Here is a 20307-nt window from a genome sequence, read left to right as displayed (position 1 = left end):
AAGCATGGCCAAAAAGAAAACAGCCGATAAAGACAGCATCTGGAAAAGCCTGCAATTGAAGCTTGGCGTAATTACTGTTATTTTAGGTTTACTAACTACCGGGTATAATCTGATTAAGAGAGATCCGCCACCGCCGGTTAACCCTGATCTGAAGGCCAGCCTGGAAATTTCCTATATCAGCATGATCAATGATATCTATGCCCTGGCAGGGGGTGACAGTGCTGTCCGGAAAAAGGACGCCTTTTATCTTGATTATCCCATACTCACTAATGAAATTTCAGATAAAAACCTTCAGAAAACCGACCAGCTTTTTAACGACACCACGGCTGTTGATTATGACCTGTTTATCACCTGCCTCATGATCCAGAATAAAGGCAAGGGCGATGCATCAGACATTGAGCTTGACGTGAGCAAGCTCAATATTAGCCAGCCGCTTACTGTAACTGAAGACCCTCAAAGCAAAAATGACTATGACAGCCAGATCAGGGCTAAGGGTACCGCTGTGAAACAAGTTATAAAACTACCTTCAAGGCTTTCAACCGGGCAGGGAATTTTAATTCCGTTATTTGTGACTTACGATAAACCAAACCCTGTTAATAAAAACAGGCAGTGGAAAATTGAATCAAAAACCATTTTTCTGCCGGATAATATCCGCTATACAGAACCAGCAGATACCGCCCGTAAATCATTAGTAATACGAAAAATGCTGAGCCCGGTCCGGTTGGCCGAAGGAGTGCAGGGCCGCGGATAGTTTGACAATGATCAGATATTCATAAATGGAAAATAACGAAAACCCAATACCGGCCAAACAAACTAAAAATGGCCTCGCCCTTATTCTGATGGTGGCTGGCAGTGTCCTGATCATCGGCAACCTGTATTTTTATGTTGCCCGGCAAAAGCGCAATACTATAAAAAGGCAACAATTGGACAGCCTTGCCAAACAGCTGGATACCGCCAATGCAAAATTTGAAATTGGTTATGGCGAAATGAGCATAGCCTCATACCATAAGATGAAAGATGCTGCCGGCCAAAAGGATCACAGCCCTTTGGTTTACCCGGTAATGAAGAACGAAATAGATGATCTTATTGCTGCAGGAAGCTACCACCCCGACTATGGGATTTCTTCCACTTACCTGGAGGAATTTACAACCTTATACAGGCAAAAAAAGCTGAAGCCAATGGGTACGGCAGTTGCCTGCTTAATTATTAAACAAGTTGGAAAAGGCAAAGCAGAATCTGTAAAGCTCGACATCAACCGTTTAAAGCTTGATGAAGTAAGTGAAATGTTTGACCCTACCGATATCAATAAATTTATAGATCCGGAACGCGCAGCTAAATCTTTCCATTCTAATTCACTGCAAATAGATCTGGGCTCGATGGATACCGGAGAGGCCTTACTGATGCCTCTTTACATCAGCAACGGTTTTTTAAGACTAACAGAAGGCGGTGACCCGCCGGGATGGTCTGTTACCGCCGGGCCAATACTTCTCCCGGTTAGTTTAAATTATATAAAAAAAGATAAGCGTATTCAAAAGATCCCGCTGCAGGAAGTACTTAACCGGCCCATAGAGATCCTGGATTAGGAATCAGTTAAGATGCGATATAACTATCTGCCATGGCACTGTATGCCGGTTAAATAAATTTTATAAATAAACAGGCCGCTTTAATTGGAAGAAAAAAGCGGCCTGTTATTTTGTTACTACTCAAACTGGTTATTGACCGCTTGTAGCGCTCCAGCCATCACCCCAGCCGCTGCTGCCTGCTGCTTTGGTGCCTTTCAAAAGCTTATCGTATTTTACCGTTTGTTCTTTTGTTAAAACAGCTTTGATCTTTGAGATGGTAGCTTCCCGTAATGGCTTAATATCAACCATCATTTTCGTGTTATCACCTTTATCAGCGGCTTTGATCTTTTCAAACTTATCGGATGATTCCTGGTATATCACCGCAATTTTTTCGGTTTGTTTATCAGTGAGCTTTAATTGCTTTTGCAGGTCTTTTGATTTTTCAACAGGTTTGGCACCGGGCTTGGTTTGCGCGTTGCCTGCTGCAGCCAATCCAATGAACATGCAGCATAGTAATAAGAGTTTTCTCATGGTTAAGATTTATTTTAATTGTTGTTGATATAAATGTAACTATTTTGGTATAAAACCAGAGCTAATATTTTCTGTTACAGAAACATAATTTAATTTGTTTTGGCTGCCATTTGCATAGGCATACAACCCGGCATGTTTTTGCTGCGGAAAATCAATTTTGTTAACCGGATGGTTTTGTATTGTGCATTACCTTCGATGATGTTTAAGAACTGGTTAGGGGCAACATTTTTAAAGTGCTGCACAGCGCCGCTTCCTGCCCACTTGATCTCAATTTCATCAATTATCCTGGCCTGGCCAACGCCTATCTCCTGCTGCAATGGCGATGACCCAAAGCTCCCGCCCGAGTTAACATCCTTATAAACAGAACGCTTAACACCATTTTCCATAAAAGTAAGTTTGATGTGGCTCCCGATGGCTGCATTATTGGCTTTTGTGCCGTTCAATTTCAGGCTAATCCAGTTATTATTACTTACACCGGGGTTCATGTATAATGAGCTGGTGTACGAGTCGCCGATGTAAGCCCCGCCCATTTGAGCAAAAATATCCTGGTGCCCGTTGTTCCGCAAATCGGCAAATGCAACGCCATGCCCTTTTTGCAAATTCCCCATACGCGACGATGAAGTAATATCGGCAAATCTTTTCCCGCCGATGTTCCTGAAAAACTTATTAGGTACCAGCGATTTAAAATCGGGGTTTCCTGTGCCAAAATACATGTCGGGATAACCATCGTTATCAATATCACCAAAGTTGGCGCCCATGCTGTAAACTACTTTATCGAGGCCGGCTTCTTTGGTTACATTGGTAAATGTCCCGTTATGATTGTTTTTGTATAGATAAATGTTGCCAGCTTCCGGTACAGCTTTGCCCAGGGCGGCGGCCGCACTGTAATAACCTAAAGTACGTTCAAAGTTATAGTTAGCGACCATCAAATCGGGCCAGCCATCGTTATTATAATCATAAAACCAGGTGGTAAAGGTGCGTTGTTTAATTTGATCGAGGCCCGATTGCGCGGTAACATCTTCAAAATCCACACCCACACTGGTTTTACCTTTATTTTTAAGCAGGTATTTATGCCCGTCCATAGTTGAAATAAATACATCCGTAAAACCGTCATTATCATAATCGGCAGATGTTACGCCTTTAACAAATGCCTTAATACCGCAATGGGCAGCAGTAGTTATATTAGTGAATGTACCGTTACGGTTATTCATGTACAGCTGACATGTTGATTCATCAGCGTAATACATTGACTCCGAATTCTCATTACCCACAAACACATCCAGCCAGCCATCGTTGTTAAAATCGGCCCAGGTTGCAGTTTGCGTGGGATGAAGCATAAATAAACCGCTAATAGCAGTAACATCGGTAAAAGTACCATCGCCATTATTGCGCAATAATGAGCTTGGCTGGTTGCCGAAGCCCTTGGTGAGCCATGCGCCGCGCAAAACAAAAATGTCCAGTTTACCATCATTGTTATAATCCGTTTGCTGGATATTCAGTCCACCGGTAATGCCTGTTAAGCCTGCGGCCCCGGTACGGTCGCTAAATGTGCCGTCCTGGTTATTTTGAAAGTAATGCATGGGATCGCTCAGGTCCCAGCCCGATGTCATGATATCGAGGTAGCCATCGTTATTAAAATCATCAACAATTACCCCTCCCGCACGACCGTTAATATTAACACCAAGGTTCGCTGCCACGTCAACAAATGGTTTAACCTGTGATGCAGTATCCGGGTCGGCGTTAAGGCTTGGGATTAAGGCATTCTTGGGCACTTTTTGCGGATACTCGCCAAGTGTCATATAGGCAATATTGATCAGCCAGCGCGATTCATAATCATCCGGGTGAAGCTTCAGCAATGTTTTATACACTTCAATTGCTTTTCTTGAACCTGTTTGGATCTTGTGTACCCCATCATCTTTAATTGGGAAGATGCATGACGAGCCGGTATGGTTAAGCATACAATTGCTCCGTTCACCCAAACGCATGTAAGCTATGGCCTGCTCGGACAGCATCTCATCGGTCGACATAAAGTCGATATTATCCATCAGGTACTTATAAATGTTTACTGATTGCTGTTCCTGCCCTGCCTTTAATAATAGTGAAGCTTTTGAAAACAATACTTCAGGACTTTTAGCAAGCCGGTTGGTTTTAAGCAGCGAATCGCAGTAAGCCAGCTTCATCTCGGGGTTAAAGGGGTTGGAAATGGTGTTATTCTTTTTATTTATCTGCTTAAGTACCTGGGTCATCTCCTCATTAGATGAGTTTTGGCATGATGCTATTATGGTGAAGCCGCACAGCAGCACAAGCGCGGCGGTAACTTTTTTCTTTATCATAGGATTTTTATATACCCTCGCGGATAAAATACCAGGGCTTTTACCCGCGATAGATGTGGTATTAAATTGTCAATAGAAATTTCGGACAACACGACCAGGGGCATTAAAACAAATGCCGGTCGGTAAATGAGCTAAAGGAAGAAAATCAGCAGGTTGCTTTGGGTGGTTGTTCGGGAATATCCTGATGAGAACTTACTAACGATTGCACAGGTTGTACAACGTTTTTAGGCAATGGCGTTACAGGGCAGTAAAATTCAAATTGCACAAATGAAAGGCTTACATTATCTTTTAAAACCATTTTGCCAAAGGGCACATGCTCTTTGGGAGAAACAGGAGCACCCTTTATTCCTTTTGCTTCAAGCACATTGCTATCGGCAAAGCGGGTAGTTTTATAATTAGGAATGCACATCAGGTGAAGGGCATTCCTCGTCAATCGCATTTTTACGTAATTGTAGGTGGCGTTTCCAAATGTAATATGCCCGGATATATTTTCAAAAGTTCGCCAATCATGAATAGCAGGTAAGTTAACTGGGATAGTGACTTCGGTAAGGTCATTTACATTATAAAAGCCTTTCCCAACCTGTTCATTAAAAAACCGGTCCGATTTATAAACCAAGTATTGGTGCAAGGCCAGTTGCCCGCCAATGTTCAGCAGGTAAATATTAAGCAATATTAAAGCGATGGTCTTTTTCAAAGGTTTACAATTATCTAAAGATGAGATTTATAAACGATATTTTCAAGACTTATTTATGCCCATTTAATTTATTATTAAAATCATATAATATCAATGTATAAATCGACTTACCCGGTCGGCGCTTCGCCGGACCAGCCGCTTTACCCTTCGGGTGAGAAGGAAAAAGAACCCCTCTTTGCGCTTGCGCAGAGAGGGTGACGAGCGTAGCAATCCCGGGGTGAGTTAAGACCCATCCTACTCTAATATTATTTAGGCCTTTTTCAGCAGAAAACGATTCTTTAACCACTCTCTAACAGGTTCATCATAGAGCTTGAGGCAGGCATAGGCGATGGCGATACTCGCTACAAAAAGGCCCAAACCTACAAGCAGTCCTTCTGTCATAGGGATCTTATTATTTGTTACCCAGGCTGTATGAAAATAAATGAGAGGATAATGTGTGATATAAAGCGGGTACGACAGATCACCTATAAATTTGCAAACCCTTACTGAACTTTTACTCTTTAACGTTCCGCCGGCGCCGATAGCCACAATTAACGGGAAAACGATAATAATACAAAACGACTCATACAAACCATTCATCCATAAATGTTCGGGCCCTCCTATCCGCGGCACGCATAAAACGGCAATAATTAGAGCACTGCAAACCGTAAATGCGCCTTTAACATGAATGAGCTTACCCATACGGCACAGCAGCATACCTGCAAAAAAGGGATAAAGCAACCGCGTGAAGCCAATATAGAGTTGTGTTTTATTAACCGACCATCCGCCAATTACATCACCCTGCGGTCCCATTACCGTGTAATGGATCAGCAAACAGGCCGATGCAAATACCAATATGGCCAGCAGCGTTTTGGAGAACTTGCGGATCACCAGCGCGTAAAGAATATTAGCGATATATTCAAAAAACAGCGACCAGGCCGGGCCATCCAACGGGTGCATTTCCTGCCAGCCGCGGATATCCATAGAAGGCAGTATCGGTATCAGCGTACAACCAACCAGCATTACCAACAACATTTTCCAAACCGGCGTGTCATGAATAAGCGGAAACACTGCACCGCTTTGCGAGTAAAAAAACAAGGCGCCAATAATTGATCCGGCAATAACCATGGGCTGCAGGCGAATGAGGCGGCGCTTATAAAAATCCCATTGGGTCATTTTGCCCCAGCGGTCGTCATAGGCGTAAGCGACTACAAAGCCCGAGAGCAGAAAAAAGAAATCGACCGCCAGGTATCCATGATTTATGATTTGCTTAAAGCGGTTACCATCAGCATAGGTTTCAAAAATATGGAATGCCACCACAAAAAGTGATGCCACACCGCGTAAGCCGTCAAGAATTTGGTAGTGCCCTTTTGTTTCAAGGTACGTAGTGCTTTTACTCATTTAGCAGGAAAAAACAAGTATGACAAATTGGTTAATTCGGGATTGATAGCATGCGCTGCAAACAGAACATAGCACCCTGGCTATAAATATGCTTTAATTTATTGGCAAGTCAAAACCGGAAGAATAAAGAGCATATTAACGTTACAATCGCGGCTTAGCAGCCAGTACTATCGGCGTCGTTTCCACAAGCTCAAGCGATTTAACCATATCTTTTGTCGTGCTTTTGTATTTTTTAAAATGAGGTGTTTGCAGGTGGGCCTGGTATGCGGCAGCATCAGCATAAATTTCAAAAACTGTTATGTGGGTAGGGTTATTCTTTTCGGATACAGCATATAAGGTTAAAACGCCGGGTTCAACGCGTACTGCAGTTTCGGCATGCTCTTTCAATACAGCCATGTAATTGTTTAACTGGGCCGAATCTATCTGGAGTTTGGCTATGCGTACTACCTTGTTTTTATCCTGGGCAGCGGCGCTTTGAGGTGCAGATACTGATAACATAAAAATTAATAAAGCTGATAATAAACCGCTGCCCCAGGCTGTTAAGCGAGCGTATAGGATTTGTTTTGTTGATATTTTTGAAGTTAGATCTACAACTTTCATATTTGCGTTTTTTTATAAATAACTCAACCACCATTTTGCTTTGTTGGCCTGTTTATAAGCGTCGTAGCGTTTGCATAACGGATACAGTGCAACCACTATCCCTATCCAAACAAGGTAAGCAACAGGCAACGAAAAACCATAACCCTTCAAATCGGTAGTGAACCAGATGGGCTTTGTCAGGAACCATAATTTCCAGTCTTGGCCGGGCGTAAATAATGACGCGACAATCGCGATCAGGTGTATGATATAAATGTGGATGAGGTAATAAAACATAGGCACCCTACCATAAACGGAAACTACATTTACGACACTGCCCTTTGTTTTTTCGGTAAATGAAAGAAACAGAAATGCAGCTCCTAATGTCAATAACAGGTATAAAAGCGATGGCGGGTACTTACTCACCTTAATAAATGAAAGCAGGGTAAACAACGCATTTTTCTGCACGCTCCACTTCACTGGATCGCCATATAGGTTTGTACAACGTAATACAATGAACAAAGCCAAACAACATGCGCCTGCTATCAATAAATTTCTTTGTCTTTTGCCAACATCATAACCTGCCGTATACCATCCGCCCAAACAGTAACCTAAAGACATAACTGCCATTAGCGGTACAATGGGATAACCTACCAACAAAACTTCTTTATGCCACATAAAAAACTGCTGTTCATGAAGCAGCGCCCAGCCAAAAGCCGGCAACGTGCTGCCCGGCACATGAACACCATCTAAAAGGTTATGCCCCAATATGATTACAACACTAATGCCCAGGATTAATTTTTTAGGCAAATGAATCAATGCCGCAAGTGTGATCATGCTTAAGCCCAGTGCCCAAATGGTAATAAAGAAAAACATGGGGAACGTGATATTGAAGTTCCAGCCAAAATTAACCACGAACATTTCGAGGAAAATAAGCCATAATCCACGCTTCACCAGGAATACGGACAACTCCTTTTTAGATTTCTTTTGCCCGATGAGGTGGGCCGAGGTCCCGGCAAGCAACATAAATATCGGGGCGCAAAAATGGGTGATCCACCTGGTGAAAAACAATATCGCGCTTGTTTTTGTGAGGTCAAGCGGATCATAAAAAAATGATCCCGAGTATAAATAATCCCTCACATGATCGAGGGCCATAATGATCATGATAGCTCCGCGGAGAAAATCGATAGAAGTTATCCGATTTTTTAAAACTGTGCTCATTCAGGTCTTGGGGGTAAAATTAAAGGTAGCACTTTTTTACAAAGATTTGTCAAATTCTCCGGCTGACAAAGTGATCTTGTCATCCTAAGCCTGTACACCGGCCGTGCGTAGGAACCCTTACCTTAAGAAGCCCAGGATTTCAACACTCAGCATGATACCATTATATCTGGCTATAGCATACCACTAATCAACTACCTAATAAGTTTTATCAGGTATTATGATTATCATATTGGCTAATTCATCATTTACCTGTACGACACATGCCATAACATTCCTTTTGACCTGTGAATATGCTGAGGTTATTTGTACCACACAAGTGCCGCAACTGCCCATTCCGCAACATAATCCAAATCCGGGGATTGCCAAATGATCTGCTATGAGCGACATCAAACTATGGTATTGCCCTTGAATGATTTGTAATCGGTGACTTTCGCCCAGATAATTAAGTGTTAGCGGTATTTTATTGCTTTCCATTATTTGCAGGTAGTAAACGCCGGTTTAGTAACTAATAAAAAACTATCTTCTCCGCCCTATAACTACTGCAACAATGATCATAGCGGCAGCGGGAAATATCTTATTAGTTGTAACCGCATGTATTCGGCGATTCCCGGTGTACATTGTTAATAACAGCCCAATAATACATAGGTAAGCAGCTTATCCGAATAAATCTCATAACTATAGTTGTTAAGTTTGATAGTATCAATCCTCATACAAACGTTACCTGTTAACATTTAAAAATTTATTGAGCCGTTGAGTTGGTCGCCACTTTATGAAAATATTATCCTTACTTCACCACCTCACTTACCAAAATAACAGGACTGACATTAGTGTAATTTGCAAAATCCGCACGGATGGCGTCTCTTTTGGGCGCTATAGCGGCTTGATAGTCGCTTAGGCTTTTTACATAAAAAGTGCCAATAGCCATAAAAGGCAGCGGTTGGTTAGGGATACCACTGGCAATCCCTTTTTCAATGGTGTATTTAACCAAATTTGATCCCAGGAACTGTGCTACCATTGGCATATGCTTTGTTTCGTAATATTCCATATTAAAGGTTTTACCTTCGGCATAAGGGTACATAATGGATATTTTGACTAAGCCTTTTTCAACAATTGCTTCGTTCTTCTTTTCCTGACTAAATGCAGTAAAGCATGTTACAAGAAGGATAAATGATAAAACTAATCTTGATTTCATAACAGGTTCGTTTAAATGATAAAGCATTCTATTTTAACAGATTACACAAATATTAAAATATTGCCTTTATTCACAAAACATTATGCTGACTGATGTTTAAAGTCGCACGAACGACATGCCACGAGATTGCGTATAGGACATAAACAAAAAAGCCACAAATCTTTCGACTTGAGGCTTTTCTTTTTTTCAGGTAGCGGGAACAGGACTCGAACCTATGACCTTCGGGTTATGAGCCCGACGAGCTACCAACTGCTCCATCCCGCACTGTTTTGATACTACAAATATACGATAAGTTATCACATCTGTTTGTCACAAATTGGCTCATGTGGCCAACAATTTCTTAAAACACGATCATCTAACCTTTTAATTTGGTTGATATAAGTCAATTTCGTTCTTACTATAAATCAATGTGTGGCGTTTGGGTACTTTGCACCTTTGTGATACCCTGACCGATGAACGGACAGGATGATAAAATTTCAAAGAAATGAAAACAGCTAAAGAATTATTGCTCAACTATCTTGAGCGGATCAACAACCCAGATACAGCTATTGAACTTTTTGCCGACGACGCAGTGTTCGAGCTTCCCTACCTTGCAAGTTTAGGTTTACCCTGGCAATGGAAAGGCCGGGACGTAATATATAATTTCCTTAAAAACCTACCCAAAACATTCGGCAACTTTAAATTTCAAAACATCAGGATCCATATTGATACACCTGATCAGGCCTTTGGCGAATATGATGTGAACGCTATAGTCAATTCGACAGGTCGGGTTTATCCGCAAACCTATATGGGGCGCGTGGTTGCCGAAAATGGTAAGATCAAACTGATCCGCGAAGCGCTTGATATGGTTGTAGTGGCCAAAGGAATGTTTCCTGACGGGCTGGCACACTTAGCTTAAAGCTACTTACGAGCCTGGGCCCTTTTTTAAAAATTACAATTAACCATATCTTCCTTGGTTGTCCAAACCTGTTTTTCTTAGATTCATTGCCTCAAAAATGCTTCGATCAACGTAAAAAGGCCTTAACTAAAATTGTTGAGGCCTTTGCAATAATCAGATACGCTATCATCAATTAGCCACATCATTATTTTCAATCCCTGTTTTGTTTTTATTGATCCTGTCTTTTAAGCCTCCAAAATTGTAGTTCAGGCTGATGCTAAATGACCTGTAATAATTCGTGCTTTGGTAAGTTTGATTAAACTGCGGACCGAAAGTTTTGCTTACACTGTTGCGATATTTGGTAAACGGATTTTTGATACCGCCGGAGATGCTGAACTTGTTTTTCACGATATCCTTATTAAAGTTAAAGGCGCTGTAAAAAAAGCCGTTGGTGTACCCCTGTAAACCTGTAGGGTTGCGGCTATTTATACCCAAATCGGCATTCAGGGCCCAGCCATGGTTCAGGCGTACTACGTTTGATAGCGTGGCCCCATACATCAGCAGGTTATTGTTCACTACTTTTCCACCGGCCTGGCCTTGCAGCCACAAATACGTCATATTACCATTGAGGCTTACGTTGTAAATTTTAGTTACAGGATAACTAAGGTTAAAATTAACGCCCGCACTGCTGGCCTCGCCTGTATTAGCATAGGTAACTTGTGTAACCTGGGTGGTCCGGTCAAAATTAACAACCTGCAAATCGAGGTTGTTCATGAACGAATAGTCGAGCCCGATGTTTACTGATAATTTTTTATTGCCGCCATACCCAAGCTGGATATCGTTCAATAAAACAGGTCTCAGGTTTGGGTTACCGGTAATTTCATAATTGGGGTTTGAGCGGTCAACGTAAGGGTTAAGCCTATTGATGCCTGGTCTCCTGATCCTTTGCGAAAAACCGAAGTTGATACTGCTTTCGTCTTTAAATCTTTTACTTACCGAAACAGAAGGAACAATGTTAAAATAGTTTTGATCGGCCACAGATGCCGTACTCATGAAATCAGCCCGGATCACGGTTTCCTCAACCCGCACACCGGCATTGATGTTCCAGCTGTTTAAAGCCAATTGATAGGAGTTATAAGCGCTAAATACATTTTGGGTATTTGTAAACGCGTTTGACTGCGCTGCATCATGCTCATATACACCAGTTGTTTCATTTAATGAGCTATAGCTAAAATCGCTGCTGTTATTCCTGAATATAGCTTTAACACCGGCATCAATGGTCATTTTATTTACCGGGGTAACAAAATCAACCTGTACAGTGTGTTCTTTAAATTTTTGTTTATCGCTTTGTTGAAAATTGGGGCCCGGGAAATTTACCCGGTCAAAAAATTGAATGTCGCCATTTTTGTTATTTGTGTTGCCGCTGTACATGTATGAAAATGTAAGCAGCCTGTTTTTAACCCCTTTAAAACCTAATTCATAATTGATCCCGGCATCAATGCCGTGGCTGGCGGCTTTATTATTGTTTTGAAAACGGTATTGTTCAGGCTGACTATCGCCGGTTAGCAGGGACGACTGCCCGTTATGATCGATTGCACGGCTGCCATTATAATTGAACTGGGCGGTTAATAAATTCAGTGTATCTATCTGCAGGCTTAATTCGGTGCCGAAATAAGCGGTTTTATTATTTGAACGTTGATAACCGGTTTGCGCCAGCGTTGTACCGACAGTATCAACACGTTTGTTGGTATTATAGGTTTGCGGCGAATTGTTGATGCTGCCACCGCCAAAAGCAGAAACACCAAACTTGCCTTTTTTAGCCGTAACAGAACCTCCGATGCCGGGGCCACCTGTAGGCAAGCTTTCATTGATATTTACAGAACCATTGATACCATCGTTGATTTTTTTGCTGGTGACGATGTTAATGATGCCCGCCAAACCTTCGGCATCATATTTTGATGGCGGTGTGGTGATCACCTCAATCCGCTCAATGGTTGATGCCGGGATGCTTTTTAAAACGGCTTTAAGGTTGCTTTCCAAGCTGCCGGAGGGTTTACCGTTAATAAGCACTTTAAAGCTTGCATTTCCTTTGAGCAGTAAATTATCATCCCCATCTAATGACAGGTAAGGAATTTTCCTCATCATACTTAGTACATTATTTCCCTTACTTTCAGGATCCGCCTTCAGGTCGTAAATTATTCTGTCGGCCTTTTGTCTGATAATCGGTCTTTCGGCGGTTATGGCAACCTCTTTCAGGTTAGTCATTACATCCCTCAAATAAACCGGTTTTAGCACCAGTGTTTGCTGCTGATGTGTAAGATCGAGGGGTATTGTTTTTGAGCTATGGCCAATAGCGTTAATCGACAGCGAATAGCTTGACGGTTGTACCGAAGCAAAACTGAAGGACCCATCATCTTTAGTAACAGCAACCATAATGGTTTCATTGGCAGCATTCTTTAGCCGTACGGTTATCAATGGCAAAGGCGCTTTGGTTACCGAATCAGCAATATCCCCTTTTACCTGCACCTGGGTTTGGCTATAGCTATTGAGGTTATAAATGATTAACACAGCTATCATCATGATGAACCGTATTGCTATTTGTTTAGTTTTCATATTTGTGAGGGTGTTAGATTTTGGTTGATTTTTTAGGCAAAAGGATTCCCGGAGAGAAATTTCTCTCTTTAAAATTTGATGGTACAGGCGGCTAAACCGCCCGCTTAGTACAATAAATCAGGCTGGTTATTTAATCCTTACGACGGCGAAGCAGCAGGTAATAGATTAGAAAGCCGGCTGAGATAAAGATCATTTCAACGCCGTAAGGAACGGGCGAATCTTCTGCACTGTAGGGGATGAATTGCATTACTATAAAACCTATACCGGCGCAAAGGAGTATGAGCCCCCATTTTAAGGCCTCGTTGCCTGAGTTTAACTGGGCCAGAAATTTCACGCTGTTCTCATCCAGCGGCCCCGATTTAATAATGCGTTTTTTCAGCATGTAATTATAAAGGGCAAGTATGAATATAGCAATAAGTATAAAGAATATTATGATTACGATGAATGGCATTAACTGTTTCATGATCTTGTTTGTTTAAGTATTTGCTACAGTAGTCAGCAAATGGCTTGTGCAGGTTGCAATTATTTTAAATATTTTTTTAATCCTTTTTTGCAACCGCTAAACCTTCTATATTGACTACTGTAATATGTTTAATGAACACGAGGTTGTATCCAGGATATTAAATAAAGATCTCCGAGCTTTTGAACTGTTGGTAAAGCAGTACGAAAAGCTGGTTTTCTTTGTGATTAACCGGTTGGTGCAAGACCAGCAAAACAAGGAGGATATATGCCAGGAAGTTTTCATTAAGATCCACCAAAACCTGCACCGGTTTGAGTTTCAGTCGAAACTATCAACCTGGATAGCACGTATAGCCTACTTAACCGCTGTAAACTATTTAAAAAAGAACAAGAACAATTCCCCGGCCGAATATCCCGAAAATATTGATAATTATCATTTTACAGATGAAAACCCCGAACAGGAGCTGATAAAAAAAAATACCGCAGCTTATGTTAACCTGCTTATTGAGCAAATGCCGCATCAATATAAAACAGTGTTAACGCTGTACCACCTCAATGAGTTTTCATGTGCTGAGATCGAAGACATCACGGGCATCCCGGAAGGAACAGTGAAAAGCCATCTTTTCAGGGCGCGGAAATTATTGAAGGAAAAGATTGAAAAAGACCTTAAGAAAGAAAATATATGAAAGAGCTGGATGACGACGAATTACAGGAACTATTGAACAGCGGCTTGGTTCCGGATAACAAAACACTTTCGGAAGAAGATAAGAACGATCTGCTCGCTTATCAAAACTTATTTACCGCTCTGGGCACCGAGCCAAAAGAAGGCCTGCCTATGAGTTTTGCCGCTAACGTTAGGAGAAAGCTGCAGGAACAAGTCAACCGTAAAAACGATCTGCGCTTTAACCTGCTGGCGTTGGGTATCTTTGCTGCGGGATTAACGCTGGCTTACGGCCTGCTTGCTGCTATCAGTCCCGAAAGCGGCGATATGTTTTTAAATGCTATTATCAGCTTTAAATGGCTGTTGTTAACACTGGTTGCAGGGTTTGTGGGCTATCTTTTTATTGATCAGAGATTGGTAAACAGGAGTTATTAAGAACAGGAAAACGTAGAGATCATTATTGGGGATGGGGGTTAACAGGGTTAACACAAATTCAGAAACAAACTATCAAGTAACTTATAATCAATTAAATAAAATACAAGAAGGGTTACACATCACACAATGCGCAGAGCGGGCTTACATATTTTGCAACCTGCAAACGGGAAACGCATGTGATGCGTCTCTACATTAAGATTAACGGGCTTCTTCTAACGTATCAGGAACAGCATCTTCATCCTCTTCCTCTGTTTGCGGCACTTCCTTAAACACACGGATGGTTTTAATATACCTGCGCTGGTAACGTTCGTTCATGGCGGTTTCAGTAACGCCATTTTCATCACCTGATGTAGAATGGATAAACACCAATGGTTCACCAGGTTGTGATATCACAATACCAATATGCCCTGCACTGTGGTAATTGTGACTGCGGGTTCCGGTAAACAAAATCAGATCGCCAAATTTGGCGTCTTTAATATCAATCCCCTTAACCGGCGCAAAATCCGATGAACTGCGGGGGATAGAGATGCCGAAATGGGTAAAAACATAATTAACAAAACCCGAGCAATCAAAACCTTTTTCCGGGTTGCTTGAACCATACCGATACCTGACACCTTTCAGGGTTTGGGCAAATTCAACCAGCTCGTCGGGTGTGGTTTCGCCAGTTTCATAATTGGCCTCAACTTCGGCATAATGATGCCTCAGCCTCGCATGGCTATGCAATTTTACCGTTTTATTTGCTTTATGTTTTTTTGATGCGTGAAGTACGGCAGGCTTGGCCGGCTTCATAAGTGATAAACAAGCTACAAGGAGGAGTTTGGAACCAATTACAACATGCATTTTGTAATGATAGATAAAAATTTCCACGGATAGCAATCAAAATGTAAAAAAGATGACTGAATCCTGATACTATTATTTCATTTGCTTCATCAAAAAAAGCAAAATGGGTGTTAAAATAACAATTAATAAAAACATTACCTACTTTAGTACCGCTAACCCAATGTAATACGCAATCATGATGACCCGGAAAATAACTCATCGTTTTTTAACGCTGTTCTCCATATTAGTTTGCTTTTCCATTCCCCTTCACGCACAGGTACAAACGTCGCTGCATTCATTTCCGCTCCAACAGGTCACCCTGCTGCCAGGTGTGTTTAAGGATGCGCAATTAACAGATAAGGCATACATGCTGGCTTTAGACCCCGATCGTTTGCTCGCTCCTTATCTTACTGAAGCAGGGCTCAAACCTAAAAAGAAGAGTTATGAAAACTGGGAGAACACAGGGCTGGATGGCCACATTGGCGGGCATTATTTATCGGCCTTGTCTTTTATGTATGCCGCCACCCACGATGCAGAATTAAACCGCCGGTTGGATTATATGCTTGCCGAACTAAAACGCGCCCAGGATAAAACAGGTAGCGGTTACCTGGGAGGCACTCCCGGTGGCACGACTATGTGGAAGGATATTGCCGCCGGTAAAATTGAAGCCGACACCTTCGCCCTGAATAAAAAATGGGTACCACTTTATAACATTCATAAACTTTTTGCAGGCTTATGCGATGCTTACCTGATCGCCGGCAAAACCCAGGCAAAAGAAATACTGATACGGTTAACAGACTATATCTATGGTGTTTCCCTCAAATTAACTGATCAGCAGATCCAAACCATGCTGATTTCTGAACAGGGTGGCTTAAACGAAGTTTTTGCCGATGTATCGGTAATAACCGGCCAGAATAAATACCTCACCCTGGCCCGGAGATTTTCGCATAAAGAGATCTTGAACCCATTGATCCAGGGGCATGACGAGCTCAATGGACTGCACGCCAATATGCAGATCCCGAAAGCCGTAGGTTTCCAGCGCATCTCGGAAGTTGGCGGCGATGCCGATTATGGCAAGGCTGCTCAGTTTTTCTGGGAAACGGTAGTAAATAACCGTTCGGTAGTAATAGGCGGCAACAGTGTAAATGAGCATTTTAACCCAACGGACAATTTCACTAAAATGATCACGGATATTGCTGGCCCGGAAACTTGTAACTCCTATAATATGCTTAAACTAACCCGCCATCTTTTTGAAAAGGCTGCAGATGTAAAGTATATAGATTTCTATGAGCGGGTTTTGTTTAACCATATCCTTTCGAGCCAGCACCCCGTACGCGGTGGCTTTGTTTATTACACCTCCATGCGCCCGCGGCACTACCGCGTTTATTCTCAGCCACAGGTTGATATGTGGTGTTGTGTTGGCTCGGGCATGGAAAACCATGGCAAATATGGCGAGCTCATCTATAGCTATCAGCAAAAAAACCTGTACGTAAACCTGTTTATCGCTTCCCGGTTAAACTGCGCTGCACAAGGGCTTGTACTTTCTCAGCAAACAAAATTTCCGGACGAGGAAACTACCAAACTTTTAGTTGAAGCCGTGAGGACCGGTAAATTTGACATTAACATCCGTTACCCACATTGGGTAAAGCCTGGCAGGCTGCAAATAAAGATCAATGGTACTGAAATAGCCGTTAATGCCCGACCCGGCTCATATGTAAAGCTTAACAGGCAGTGGAAAAAAGGCGATGAAATTGCAATCCGTTTACCCATGGAACTAAGCACCGAAGCATTACCGGATAGCTCGCATTATATAGCTTTTTTAAACGGGCCCATTGTATTAGCGGCTAAAACGGATACTACCGATCTTGATAACTTAATTGCAGATGGAGACCAGTTTGGAGGTTATCGCGCCCGTGGTAAAACATATCCATTAAATGAGGCTCCTATACTGGCAAGCAACCAGCCTGATCCTGAAAAATACCTGAAACCAGTAGCCGGAAAACCACAAACTTTCATTGCGCCTGAACTGATCAGTCCTGCTAAGTTCAAAGGCTTGGAACTGATCCCTTTTTACAAATTACATGATGCCCGGTATATGATCTATTGGCACCAGGGCGACCTGAAAGATATGGGAAAATAAATATGTTAGAGCCCGAACCTACGGATTATAAATTATGCCCCTCAAGCTTCGCTATTGCCTGTTCAACAAATTTTTCATTGGAGAAAAGTGTCCGCTTTCTGTCGCTCCAACCGTGAAGACGGTTTAATTAAAACAAAAAGCCTCAAATCATTCGATTCAAGGCTTTCATTCTTCGTAGCGGGAGCAGGACTCGAACCTACGACCTTCGGGTTATGAGCCCGACGAGCTACCAACTGCTCCATCCCGCACTGTATTGTGCTATATATTTGAGATCCGGTCATAACCCCGGAAAGGTGCTTCCAATTATCAAAATGCAAATTTGCACTCCGTTTTAATTGGACTGCAAAGATATAATTCGTTTCTTTGCAGTCCAAATATATTTTTAATTATTTTTTTATGGCTCATCAGGCAGGTTTTGTAAGTATAATAGGTAAACCCAACGCAGGGAAATCAACCCTTATGAACGCGCTGGTGGGCGAAAAAATGTCCATCATTACCCCTAAAGCGCAGACTACACGCCACCGCATTTTGGGTATTGTGAATGATGAAAACTACCAGATCGTGTTTTCGGACACCCCCGGCGTGATCAAGCCGCACTACGCCCTGCACGAAAGCATGATGCACCAGGTTGACGGCTCTATTGTTGATGCCGACCTTATTTTGCTGGTTACCGACATTTATGAGGAATATGATGAAGCAGACGTTCTTAAAAAATTGGAGCGTTCATCAGCGCCTCTTGCCGTACTCATCAACAAAATTGACCAAAGCGATGAAGAAACCGTAAAAAAGAAAGTCGAATTTTGGCAGGAGAAATTAAACCCTAAAGCCATCTTCGCCATATCGGCACTGCATGGCCACAACATCAAGGCCATTATGGATTTCGTGATCGAAAACCTGCCGGAGCATGCTGCTTATTACGAAAAAGATGCGCTAACCGACCGTAACGACCGCTTCTTCGCTTCAGAAATGATCCGCGAACAAGTGTTTAAACAATACAAAAAAGAAATTCCATACAGCACCGAGGTTATTGTAACCGCCTTTATTGAGGGCGAAAAGCTTTACCGCATCAGCGCCGAGATTATTGTGGAGCGCGAATCGCAAAAGAACATCATCATAGGCAAGGGCGGCGAAATGTTAAAAATTACCGGCACCTATGCCCGCCGCGCCATGGAAGACTTTTTTCAGCAAAAGGTTTTCCTGGAGATGTTTGTAAAAGTGATCCCCGACTGGCGTACCAAAAAGAATTACCTCAAACAATTCGGGTACGAATAGAAAGAACAGAATCAAGACTTTTAGAATCAAGATGCAGGATAATCCAACATCTTGACCTATCATTAATAAAAATTAAAAATTTCTCAGAAGCAGTTGTTAAGTTAGATAGATTTGTATTCCTGAATCTTGATTTCTTGCATCCTGACTCTTAATAAAAAAGCATGAGTAACATAGTAGCCATTGTGGGCAGGCCCAACGTAGGCAAATCAACATTATATAACCGTTTAACCGAAAGTCGCAAGGCTATTGTTGATGACTTTAGCGGTGTCACGCGCGACAGGCATTACGGCGTTGCCGAATGGCTTAACCACAATTTTACCGTTATTGATACAGGCGGCTATGTAGCTAATTCCGACGATGTTTTTGAAACCGCCATTCGCGAGCAGGTTGATATTGCCATTGAAGAAGCTTCAGTGATCCTTTTTGTTGTTGATGTTACAACCGGTATTACTGATCTGGACGATGAGATTGCCAACCGCCTGCGCAAAAGCAACAAACCTGTTTTTGTGGTAGTGAACAAGCTGGACAATAACAACCAGGTTGCCGATGCCATGGTGTTTTACAGCTTCGGCCTTGGCGAAATCTACAGCATTTCATCAATGACTGGCTCAGGTACCGGCGAATTGCTCGACGAAGTGGTAAAACACTTTGAAGACGAAGTACTGGAAGAAAACACCCGCCCTAAATATGCCATTGTCGGTCGCCCTAACGTGGGTAAATCATCTATCATTAACGCACTTATCGGTAAAGACCGTAACATAGTTACCCCTATTGCCGGTACCACCCGCGACTCTATCCATATCCATTATAACCAGTATGGTCATGATTTTATGCTGATAGATACAGCCGGGATGCGTAAAAAAACCAAGGTTAAGGAAAACATTGAGTTTTACTCGGTAATGCGCACCATCAAGGCTTTGGAAGAAGCCGATGTAATTATCCTGATGATTGATGCGGTTGAAGGCTTTGAATCGCAGGACATCAATATCTTCCACCTGGCCGAAAAGAACAAAAAAGGCGTGATGATTGTGGTAAACAAATGGGATTTGATCGAGAAAAACAATAAAACTGTAAAAGTATTTGAAGAGCAGATCCGCGATAAAATTGCCCCCTTCAGCGATGTGCCTATTGTATTTACTTCTGTTACCGAAAAGCAAAGGGTGCTAAAGGTGTTAGACGTAGCCAACCAGGTTTACCAAAACCGCGCACGTAAAATCCCGACTTCCAAACTGAACGAGGTGATGCTGCCTATCATCGAAAACTATCCTCCGCCATCAATAAAAGGCAAATACGTTAAAATTAAATACATTACCCAAATTGCAGGTTCATCGCCCATGTTTGCGTTTTTCTGCAACCTGCCGCAATACGTTAAAGAACCTTACTACCGCTTTATCGAAAACAAACTAAGGGAAAATTTTGATTTCTCGGGCGCGCCGATACAGGTTTGGTTCAGGCAGAAGTAAGAACCTTGATTTTTAGGATTTGAGGATTACCTTGAATTTGATCTATCAAATCCAGACTTACAAAGTTTCACCACCGCGT

General features: G+C 42.2%; 18 protein-coding genes and 2 tRNA genes. 8 read left to right on the top strand and 12 right to left on the bottom strand.

All coding sequences use genetic code 11. The annotated features are described in order from the left end of the window. Window positions 1–4 precede the first annotated feature (4 nt). Both ABIC84_RS25750 and ABIC84_RS25745 read left to right on the top strand, forming a co-directional pair. Window positions 5–751, top strand: coding sequence for a hypothetical protein (locus tag ABIC84_RS25750; protein WP_429265433.1), 747 nt, complete (start codon window positions 5–7; stop codon window positions 749–751). Between the two features lie 25 nt (window positions 752–776). Then, window positions 777–1583: a hypothetical protein gene (locus ABIC84_RS25745; RefSeq protein ID WP_429265432.1), complete on the top strand. Its 807-nt coding sequence runs from the start codon at window positions 777–779 to the stop codon at window positions 1581–1583. Window positions 1584–1712: 129 nt separating this feature from the next. On the opposite strand, the gene ABIC84_RS25740 is transcribed toward ABIC84_RS25745, so the two are convergent. The 8 genes from ABIC84_RS25740 to ABIC84_RS25705 form a co-directional block, all read right to left on the bottom strand. After that, window positions 1713–2093: a hypothetical protein gene (locus ABIC84_RS25740; protein WP_429265431.1), complete on the bottom strand. Its 381-nt coding sequence runs from the start codon at window positions 2091–2093 to the stop codon at window positions 1713–1715. Window positions 2094–2182: 89 nt separating this feature from the next. Continuing rightward, entirely contained in the window at window positions 2183–4426 is a 2244-nt protein-coding gene (locus ABIC84_RS25735) for an FG-GAP-like repeat-containing protein (RefSeq protein ID WP_429265430.1), read from the bottom strand. Between the two features lie 145 nt (window positions 4427–4571). Then, window positions 4572–5120: a hypothetical protein gene (locus ABIC84_RS25730; protein ID WP_429265429.1), complete on the bottom strand. Its 549-nt coding sequence runs from the start codon at window positions 5118–5120 to the stop codon at window positions 4572–4574. Between the two features lie 249 nt (window positions 5121–5369). Continuing rightward, window positions 5370–6500, bottom strand: a complete 1131-nt coding sequence (locus tag ABIC84_RS25725; protein WP_429265428.1) for an acyltransferase family protein — start codon at window positions 6498–6500, stop codon at window positions 5370–5372. A gap of 141 nt (window positions 6501–6641) precedes the next feature. After that, the gene (locus tag ABIC84_RS25720) at window positions 6642–7100 is read right to left on the bottom strand and encodes a putative quinol monooxygenase (RefSeq protein ID WP_429265427.1); all 459 of its coding nucleotides are present in this window, start codon (window positions 7098–7100) and stop codon (window positions 6642–6644) included. A 12-nt stretch (window positions 7101–7112) separates the two neighbouring features. After that, entirely contained in the window at window positions 7113–8297 is a 1185-nt protein-coding gene (locus tag ABIC84_RS25715; RefSeq protein WP_429265426.1) for a DUF1624 domain-containing protein, read from the bottom strand. 784 nt (window positions 8298–9081) lie between these two features. Beyond that, window positions 9082–9489, bottom strand: a complete 408-nt coding sequence (locus ABIC84_RS25710) for an EthD family reductase (RefSeq protein ID WP_429265425.1) — start codon at window positions 9487–9489, stop codon at window positions 9082–9084. A gap of 191 nt (window positions 9490–9680) precedes the next feature. Next, window positions 9681–9753, bottom strand: a tRNA-Met gene (locus tag ABIC84_RS25705). A 220-nt stretch (window positions 9754–9973) separates the two neighbouring features. On the opposite strand from ABIC84_RS25705, the gene ABIC84_RS25700 reads away from it, so the two are divergent. Beyond that, window positions 9974–10387, top strand: a complete 414-nt coding sequence (locus ABIC84_RS25700) for a nuclear transport factor 2 family protein (protein WP_426582890.1) — start codon at window positions 9974–9976, stop codon at window positions 10385–10387. Between the two features lie 168 nt (window positions 10388–10555). On the opposite strand, the gene ABIC84_RS25695 is transcribed toward ABIC84_RS25700, so the two are convergent. Together ABIC84_RS25695 and ABIC84_RS25690 are read right to left on the bottom strand one after the other, a co-directional pair. Beyond that, window positions 10556–12979 (bottom strand): outer membrane beta-barrel protein, encoded by a 2424-nt coding sequence (locus ABIC84_RS25695; RefSeq protein ID WP_429265424.1) that lies wholly within the window; start codon window positions 12977–12979, stop codon window positions 10556–10558. A gap of 130 nt (window positions 12980–13109) precedes the next feature. Continuing rightward, window positions 13110–13442 (bottom strand): DUF6249 domain-containing protein, encoded by a 333-nt coding sequence (locus ABIC84_RS25690; RefSeq protein WP_176626601.1) that lies wholly within the window; start codon window positions 13440–13442, stop codon window positions 13110–13112. Window positions 13443–13566: 124 nt separating this feature from the next. Between ABIC84_RS25690 and ABIC84_RS25685 the strand changes: the two genes are divergently transcribed. Both ABIC84_RS25685 and ABIC84_RS25680 read left to right on the top strand, forming a co-directional pair. After that, complete coding sequence (locus ABIC84_RS25685; RefSeq protein WP_429265423.1) at window positions 13567–14124, top strand: RNA polymerase sigma factor; 558 nt, start codon at window positions 13567–13569, stop codon at window positions 14122–14124. Then, window positions 14121–14534, top strand: a complete 414-nt coding sequence (locus tag ABIC84_RS25680; protein ID WP_429265422.1) for a hypothetical protein — start codon at window positions 14121–14123, stop codon at window positions 14532–14534. The genes ABIC84_RS25685 and ABIC84_RS25680 overlap by 4 nt, the downstream gene beginning before the upstream one ends. Before the next feature lie 198 nt (window positions 14535–14732). Here the strand turns inward: ABIC84_RS25680 and ABIC84_RS25675 are convergent, their stop codons facing one another. Then, on the bottom strand, window positions 14733–15323 hold the full coding sequence (locus ABIC84_RS25675) for a C40 family peptidase (protein ID WP_429265421.1): 591 nt from the start codon (window positions 15321–15323) through the stop codon (window positions 14733–14735). A 226-nt stretch (window positions 15324–15549) separates the two neighbouring features. On the opposite strand from ABIC84_RS25675, the gene ABIC84_RS25670 reads away from it, so the two are divergent. After that, the gene (locus ABIC84_RS25670) at window positions 15550–17493 is read left to right on the top strand and encodes a glycoside hydrolase family 127 protein (protein ID WP_429265420.1); all 1944 of its coding nucleotides are present in this window, start codon (window positions 15550–15552) and stop codon (window positions 17491–17493) included. Between the two features lie 175 nt (window positions 17494–17668). Here the strand turns inward: ABIC84_RS25670 and ABIC84_RS25665 are convergent. Beyond that, window positions 17669–17741: transfer RNA gene (locus tag ABIC84_RS25665), tRNA-Met, on the bottom strand. Between the two features lie 148 nt (window positions 17742–17889). Here ABIC84_RS25665 and era point away from each other — a divergent pair. Beyond that, window positions 17890–18765 carry a GTPase Era gene (gene era, locus ABIC84_RS25660; protein WP_090533711.1) on the top strand — a complete coding sequence of 292 codons (876 nt, stop codon included), beginning with the start codon at window positions 17890–17892 and terminating at the stop codon, window positions 18763–18765. A 161-nt stretch (window positions 18766–18926) separates the two neighbouring features. Next, complete coding sequence (gene der, locus ABIC84_RS25655; RefSeq protein WP_429265419.1) at window positions 18927–20228, top strand: ribosome biogenesis GTPase Der; 1302 nt, start codon at window positions 18927–18929, stop codon at window positions 20226–20228. Window positions 20229–20307 lie beyond the last annotated feature (79 nt).

Source organism: Mucilaginibacter sp. 3215 (genome assembly GCF_050433785.1).
Taxonomy (GTDB): domain Bacteria; phylum Bacteroidota; class Bacteroidia; order Sphingobacteriales; family Sphingobacteriaceae; genus Mucilaginibacter.
Note: the sequence above shows the minus strand (reverse complement) of the source record. Positions and strands in the feature narration are given on the sequence as shown.